This is a genomic window from Microcystis sp. LE19-8.1F, assembly GCF_027531715.1.
GTDB classification, from domain to species: domain Bacteria; phylum Cyanobacteriota; class Cyanobacteriia; order Cyanobacteriales; family Microcystaceae; genus Microcystis; species Microcystis wesenbergii_A.
In genome coordinates this window covers 1-6,482 of sequence record NZ_JAPZSO010000132.1, presented here as the reverse complement: position 1 = coordinate 6,482, position 6,482 = coordinate 1, and the positions used below count along the sequence as shown (strand labels likewise).

The following is a 6,482-nucleotide window of genomic DNA, read 5'->3' as shown; positions in this document are numbered from 1 at the left end:
TGCCTACGTTATCCCCGGTTTTCTGTTAATTCTCCTCGGTGGTATTAACGGCCCTTTTCACAGCGCTTTGGTCAGTGTTTTGGCCAAAAGAGATAAATCCGAGTCCGCGCCGATTGTCGAGACTATTACCACCCTAGTCAGTGCGATTTTATTAGCTGTCACCGTCTTTTTAACAGTTCATATTTATCCCCCAATGTGAAAATTGGCCGTCTTTGTAGGCAAGGGTAAAACTGGATAAATAATCTTGACCGTCTAAATCGAGATTAAAGGCAGAAAAGCAGACGTACAGACTACGTTTATCAACGGCGAAAGAGCAACTAAAAATTTTACTGAGGGTATTGACGGTCAGTCCGGTTTGTTGGCTAAGAATGTCTAAGGTGCAGCGAGTGTTTTGTTTTATTTCCCAATTCACTTTAGCACGGTGCAGTTTTTGGTAGCCGATGGAGGTTAATATTACGCCGCGTTGACGAAAGGATTTACCCTTTGACTGTTCCATAAGTTACCTCATCAACATAGAGATTAGCAGAATTTTCCATTATGGTAATCAATGGGAATACAAAAAATTACTTTTTTTACAATATTTAAAGTTTGCGCTAGGAGTCAGGATTTTAACCTGGTGAATTCGCTGATGATTCTCCTTGAACAGTTATTATGTACTTAACCTATAGGAGTCCATCGTTATTTAGCGATTGAATGATGCGATCGCCGTTATGCTTCATCAATTTCCCATAGATTGTGATTAATCCCATACGGCATTTTCATAATGATTTAAAATGTGATAATCTTTGGTTAGCAAAATATGGTGATCTACTGAAGCGTTACTAACAATTAAGCGATCAAAGGGATCACGAGTCCAGTTAATAATTACAGACTGATTAATAATTAAATTAAAATCTTTTTTACATACCTTTAAATCAAGGCAACTTACTAATTCTAGAACAATGTCGTCTGATTTTTCAGTAATTCGCCCAATTTCGTATAAATATTGTAACTCTAGCCTTACTATCGGCGAAATATAGAGTTCATTCTCGTTAATTAGATGTTTGGCGCAATCGCTTAATTTAGCAGTTAGTCCTGCATAAAGCCAGACAACAATATGAGTATCAAGGTAAATCAAGGTTTGTCTCCTGTTCCCAACTGATTTGTACAAGATCATCGGGATCGCCAATAATGGCTTGAGGACGATAAATTAATTTTTGTAATTTATCTACGGTTTCAACAGGACTTATGATTAATCGTTTGCCGTTGCGCTCAATTTCTAGGGGTTTTCCTGTGTTGAGGATTTCATCGAGCAGTTGGTCTAGGTTATTTTGTAATTTACTTGAGGTGACGCTTTTCATTGCTGGTCAAGGGAGTAGGGAGTTTTGGGGACGGGAGATATTCGATATTATAGCTATTGCCGTTATGCTTGATAAATTTCCTGACGATGCCCGATTTTGTGGAGATCAATAATGAAATACTGCTCTGGGCAATCAAATTCCAAGTAAGATTATTAAAATTAGAATCTTGGAACAAAATCCGCAAGTTTTCTTGGGTGAAGTGTTTGTCATGGGTTAATACTTCTGCAATTCTCCTTTGTTTCATCACAATCATAGAAATGCAGTCTGTCAGGCTATAGCCCTTATCAGGACGTTCATCAAATAGTTGAATTCCAGCTTGTCTGAGTTGAGGCGTATAAGAAATAATTTCCATGTTCGGCTCTTGACGGATTTGAAAGTAGGTCGCAAGAGCTTTTCGACGCATAATCGCACCTTTAGTTGCAAAATAATTGAGTGTTTCATCTACAATGCCATCGGTAGTTATTAGATAATCATCTGTATATTTCCGGGCATAATTTAAGGCAATAAAGTGCCAGTTATCTCTGGGATTAATCAAGGCAATCCAATAAAAAGTATCAGCAAAAATGACTTTCATTATTATTGTTTTGGTGTGCCATAAAGATAATGATCGTGTTGTTCGGCTCCATCGGTGGGTAGGGTTTCTAAGACTTCTGGGGGAATATCGGCGGTGAGTTCTTCGATAAATTGCCAAAAGGGTTGTTTCGGTTTGGTGGTTTGGGTTTGATGGAGGAAGTTGAGGAGTTGGTCAATGGTTTCATCGGAGGCGGTTTCGATTTCCTGTAGGAGTTGTTCTTTGGCTGTCATGGCTGGTTTGGGATGGGGGAATACTCGATATTATAGAATATTATAGAGATTTATCGGGCGATCGCTGATTGTATCGCGGTTTCTCCATCAATTCCTTCGCCTCTTCAAGAAAGTCCCCTTTTTTAAGGCTTCGGCCGTGAGCTCAGCCGAACGGGGGATTTAGGGGGATCAAACTCGATTGCCCATTGTTGATAGCGATCGCATTTACTCAGTAATTGCAAGGCTTCGGCAATGATTTCATCTGGATTGGCATAACGCCCTGTATTTAGTTTGGCTTCGATCAGCTTTTGGTGTTCGGGTTTTAAGGTTAATTTCAGGGTTGTTAAGGCTTGGCTTTTTTTCATTATAGGTTTGTTACTGTGGGATCATCCCAGGGTTGCCGAGGCAAGAGGTTTCTCTCGTTTCTGCGGTGGGGTGGGTTTCTGGTCTGTGGAGATGCACAAGGTGGGATGCTGGCATAGTTGTTTTTGGTGTCTTGGGTATGAAGTAGAAGTTTGGGGTTGGGAGAGTGGGGAGATTGTCAGGATATTTTGACAAAGCTTGGGCTTAAGTTGGTAAAGTTGGGGATTTTTCCCAAGTTAAGGATTTTTGCGGGAGGGTTGAGGGGCTGGAAGTTAGGTGGGGTAGGCATTTGGGGAATTTTGTGGATTTTTTTCTTAAGTTGGTAAACTTTGGTTGTGTTGAAATAAAAAGACGTTGTATCGTGATTGTGAATTAAATCAACACAATTATTTACAGAGGTACAAAATGGGTCATAGTCCTAGCTTACAAGACACTATTAACAAAAGTGAAGATGCCAAAAAAGCCGTTCAACAGGCTGTTGCAAACGCAGTAACTGCGCTAAAAAATGACCAAGTTGCAGCGGAAACATACATTAACTCGAACTCAAAAGGCATCGTTAAAGTAGTGAGCGAAAACTTTGCATCGTATTCTAAGTTCTCGGATGAGTATAATTTGAAAGGGGTAGACGCATATGTAGATGCCATAACCAAGACCGCTACGGATTATTTTGGACAAGCCCATAAGGACGATAAAGATATTATTCCATTCGTTGAAGATTTGGGTGGATTAGTGAAAACTACTTTAGCTCTTGCTGCTACGTCCTCCAGCACAAGCACGAGCGTTTCATACGTTTTTAATCAATTCAGATCAGGTTTGGACAACTATGCTACATACTACGCTTGCAACTCCATGACGGTGTCAGCCCAAAATGTTTGGGGAAACAAAGATATTATTGTTGTTGCCAATGCTTACATTTTGGCACAGGTTCAACCAGACCCAGAAATTGAAAGGGTGGAATCACTGCAAAATGCTTTGGACGATCTAGAGAAAGCGGAAAATCGCTACAACGACGCACTGGCAAATGTCACCAGTGAAGCACAATTCGAGTCCCTCAGTTTCTACAAAGACATAATCGAGCAGCTGAAAGCTAATGTCCAAAGCCTGATGAAACAAGCTATTGCCAATAGGCTTAAAGGTGAGACATAAATACTGAATTCTAGGCGTTGCTGATTTTAAATATGAATCTTTATTTATGCTATTTCTAAAACCCAGACTCAAACTAACTTTGAGATATGTGCAAAATTTGCATTCATAGCTTGATTAAGCAACGCTTACTGAATTCTAAAGTGCTGTTACCGAGTTGTAATATGGTCAACTGTCGCTTAATTTAGCTGTTGTCCGATTCTATAGTAATCCTAAATCATGTGCAAGTTGTAATCTTTGCTGGGTAAGGCTTTTAATCCAAATTTAGCTTACGACTCATTTAGGAACACTATAGATGGTGGCACTTTCGGAAATGTAAGAAGCAGACTTTCGGCGAGAATTGAAAGCAGATTTGGAAGTATAGTCATTTCAATTAAGATTGAGAATATCAATCCCAGAGTTCATAAGGGTTTTGTCGGTCTAGAGTGTATCAGACTTATCTGAAATGACTATATAATCATTTTAATTAAAAACGAGACAAGTAAACCTTTGTATCCCATGGATTAGAGCCATTTTAATTGTTTCAGCCTTATTAGGAATGATTATATTAGTACCTATACTGATCCCCAATGAAATCTGCAATTCTTTTTCTTACATGATGGGCGCTTAATTCTCTGTCTTTCTCAAAAATCAAGTCGAATTGCTAAGCTGTTGAGCATCTAAACTGCATGATAACTTCTACAAAGCCTTCGCCAGAAGACTTTTTGCCGCAATTTTACTAGTGCAGTTTGAATGCCTAACAGGTTATAGCGGTACGTTAAAGCACGTTAAAATCTAACGGCAATTTTAAACAATAAAAATAATAAGGATCACGTAAATGGCAACTATATCGTATAAAGATTTTATTTCCTATGTCCTCGAATGGGGCGAAGCGAATGTCAAGGCAATTGCAAGTAAGTGGCCGCAGAAAGGTGGTTGGGAAGGTTGGGCCCAAGCTGAAATCTATAGCTACATTTTACAGATCAATAACACTTACGACATTCTTCGCGAACAAGCCGTATATACCTCAAAAAGAAAAGCAGCAGACTTCTTATTCAACTCTATGACTTCGGGTGCTCAAAGTGTAATTGTGGAACTTAAGTGTCAATCTTTTGAAAACTATCAAAATTTTGTTCCTGGTATTGAAGATGATGTGAAGAAATTGATTCACGAACTCAAGCCTGCCTATAAGGGATCTGTCCTTGTTGTCTTAGGGATCTACTTTACAGAACACACACGCACACAAATTCCAGATTATTTCAATAAAAAAGTACTCAAAAACGGAGAAGTTGGCATTTGTTGGGCAGTAGATTTAAATTCCTAAAGTGTTATCGCCGCTCTTATTGGCGATCAGTGATCGTGTAGATCGCGTAGGGTGCGTTACTCAACGCGCCTTTTTGCTTTAAATTACTAAGTACCTAAGCAAAATTAATTACACATCTAAGCCACTACTCCGTCAGACTTCTGGTGTGAGGAAACAGTGAACTGAAAACTCAAATCCGATCCCTAATAGCTGTCTCCCGTCTCCTGTCTCCTGTCTCCTGTCTCCTGTCTCCTGTCTCCTGTCTCCTGTCTCGACTAGGAAATTAATTTTGCACGACTACTTAGGGCTTGCTGAATAAATCTAAAAACCTTGTTGGATAAGACTTTTGGACTTTTTTCCCCTCAAAAAGTACCAGATATGGGAGTGATCAGGGGGAAATTCAGGGACTTTTTCCCTGAAAATTAGGTAATTGACCCCCTCAAAATCGGTAAAACCCCACACCCCACACCCCACACCCTACACCCTGCCCCTAGGAAAAACTTTTTCAGCAAACCCTACTTACTGTTACTCATCGCCAATATTATCGGGAATAATGGGAATTTTTATCATGCCCCAATCGGTCAGATAAAAGCCCTGATAAACCGATAAACCCTAGAAAACAGCCAATCTTACGGTTTTAAACAGAACCCATGCCGCCCAGAATTGTAATGAATATAATCACAATGTAACCCATAATCTCGTTCATCTCACATTAAATATTCCCAAAAACGACGTTGCCATAAATTACTTTTTCTCCGCTTTTGTCGAGATAACAAAACCACTCGATCAATCCCTAATGGCTCTCCATGTCTTACACTCTAAATTATGGCATATCCAGCCCGTTGAAATTAGCTGCTAAAATTGAAGAGGAAACCAGCCAAACAGCAAACCATGCTAAAAACCATCGAAGGCATTTATCAGGATGGACAAATCCGCTTCACCGAACCACCGCAAGGTGTGGGCGATCGCCTTAGAAACACCTTCATCCAGTGCGATCACCCGCTTCTGGTTAATTAAACTTTAAAACCGCGATTGTTTTGGTTTTTGAAAGAGCGAGCGCCGTGCTAACCTAGTGGACAGAAAGTAATCTACAAGCGATCAGTTGAAGCCATGAGTGAAGCCGTTGTAACACTTCTTAGACAGTTCAAAAAACTTTCAGCTAGAGAAAAATCTGAGTTCCTTTCAGCCAGCCTGAGTCCGACTGGAGACTATGGTGATTGGAGTAATGATGATGCAGTTCTTTTTGCCGCTCAATCGTTTGCTCGTCTAGATGCAGAGGAGGAAGCAGATGGGGAATCCGAAGCCAGTTCGTAGCGAAGTTTGGTTGATTGATTTTGGGATAGCAGCAAAAGTACGCCCCGCTCTTGTTGTGAGTGAACCTTATGGAGATGAGGATCGAGCTTTGATTGGTGTGATTCCTCATACAACTAGTCTAAGTACAGGACAAAAAATGTAAGGACTGGAGAAAAAGAGAAAAGTTAGGTAATGAAGGATTGAGAATAAGATGACGAAGGTGGTCTAAACCTAGCCGAAAGAGGCTTTTTGCTCGGCGACCATGTTTCTTGATAGGA

At 40.1% G+C, this 6,482-nt stretch carries 10 protein-coding genes and 2 pseudogenes; 5 read left to right on the top strand and 7 right to left on the bottom strand.

Annotated features, from left to right (window positions below; all coding sequences use genetic code 11):
* Positions 1–178, top strand: a pseudogene (locus O9334_RS13045) (lipid II flippase MurJ); the annotation flags it as partial.
* On the opposite strand, the gene O9334_RS13040 reads toward O9334_RS13045, so the two are convergent.
* From O9334_RS13040 to O9334_RS13015, 6 genes are all read right to left on the bottom strand, one after another.
* Positions 170–496, bottom strand: coding sequence for a hypothetical protein (locus tag O9334_RS13040; RefSeq protein WP_190381677.1), 327 nt, complete (start codon positions 494–496; stop codon positions 170–172). The pseudogene O9334_RS13045 and the gene O9334_RS13040 sit on opposite strands and share 9 nt — an antisense overlap.
* 243 nt (positions 497–739) lie before the next feature.
* Positions 740–1,117, bottom strand: a complete 378-nt coding sequence (locus O9334_RS13035; protein WP_045356050.1) for a type II toxin-antitoxin system VapC family toxin — start codon at positions 1,115–1,117, stop codon at positions 740–742.
* A complete protein-coding gene (locus O9334_RS13030) occupies positions 1,104–1,340 on the bottom strand; it encodes a type II toxin-antitoxin system Phd/YefM family antitoxin (RefSeq protein ID WP_002769357.1) in 237 nt (78 codons plus the stop codon). The genes O9334_RS13035 and O9334_RS13030 overlap by 14 nt, the downstream gene beginning before the upstream one ends.
* The gene (locus O9334_RS13025) at positions 1,318–1,914 is read right to left on the bottom strand and encodes a type II toxin-antitoxin system VapC family toxin (RefSeq protein WP_288000474.1); all 597 of its coding nucleotides are present in this window, start codon (positions 1,912–1,914) and stop codon (positions 1,318–1,320) included. The genes O9334_RS13030 and O9334_RS13025 overlap by 23 nt, the downstream gene beginning before the upstream one ends.
* A gap of 2 nt (positions 1,915–1,916) precedes the next feature.
* The gene (locus O9334_RS13020; RefSeq protein WP_045356058.1) at positions 1,917–2,144 is read right to left on the bottom strand and encodes a hypothetical protein; all 228 of its coding nucleotides are present in this window, start codon (positions 2,142–2,144) and stop codon (positions 1,917–1,919) included.
* Between the two features lie 122 nt (positions 2,145–2,266).
* Complete coding sequence (locus tag O9334_RS13015; protein WP_239698024.1) at positions 2,267–2,488, bottom strand: ribbon-helix-helix domain-containing protein; 222 nt, start codon at positions 2,486–2,488, stop codon at positions 2,267–2,269.
* A 403-nt stretch (positions 2,489–2,891) separates the two neighbouring features.
* On the opposite strand from O9334_RS13015, the gene O9334_RS13010 reads away from it, so the two are divergent.
* The 4 genes from O9334_RS13010 (at position 2,892) to O9334_RS12995 (ending at position 6,225) form a co-directional block, all read left to right on the top strand.
* Positions 2,892–3,632, top strand: coding sequence for a hypothetical protein (locus O9334_RS13010; protein ID WP_288000471.1), 741 nt, complete (start codon positions 2,892–2,894; stop codon positions 3,630–3,632).
* An 814-nt stretch (positions 3,633–4,446) separates the two neighbouring features.
* A complete protein-coding gene (locus O9334_RS13005) occupies positions 4,447–4,932 on the top strand; it encodes a hypothetical protein (RefSeq protein ID WP_288000469.1) in 486 nt (161 codons plus the stop codon).
* 870 nt (positions 4,933–5,802) lie between these two features.
* Positions 5,803–5,928 (top strand): hypothetical protein, encoded by a 126-nt coding sequence (locus O9334_RS13000; RefSeq protein ID WP_288000467.1) that lies wholly within the window; start codon positions 5,803–5,805, stop codon positions 5,926–5,928.
* 93 nt (positions 5,929–6,021) lie between these two features.
* Entirely contained in the window at positions 6,022–6,225 is a 204-nt protein-coding gene (locus O9334_RS12995; RefSeq protein WP_002797544.1) for a hypothetical protein, read from the top strand.
* 118 nt (positions 6,226–6,343) lie between these two features.
* On the opposite strand, the pseudogene O9334_RS12990 reads toward O9334_RS12995, so the two are convergent.
* A pseudogene (locus tag O9334_RS12990) lies at positions 6,344–6,482 on the bottom strand (IS4 family transposase); the annotation flags it as partial.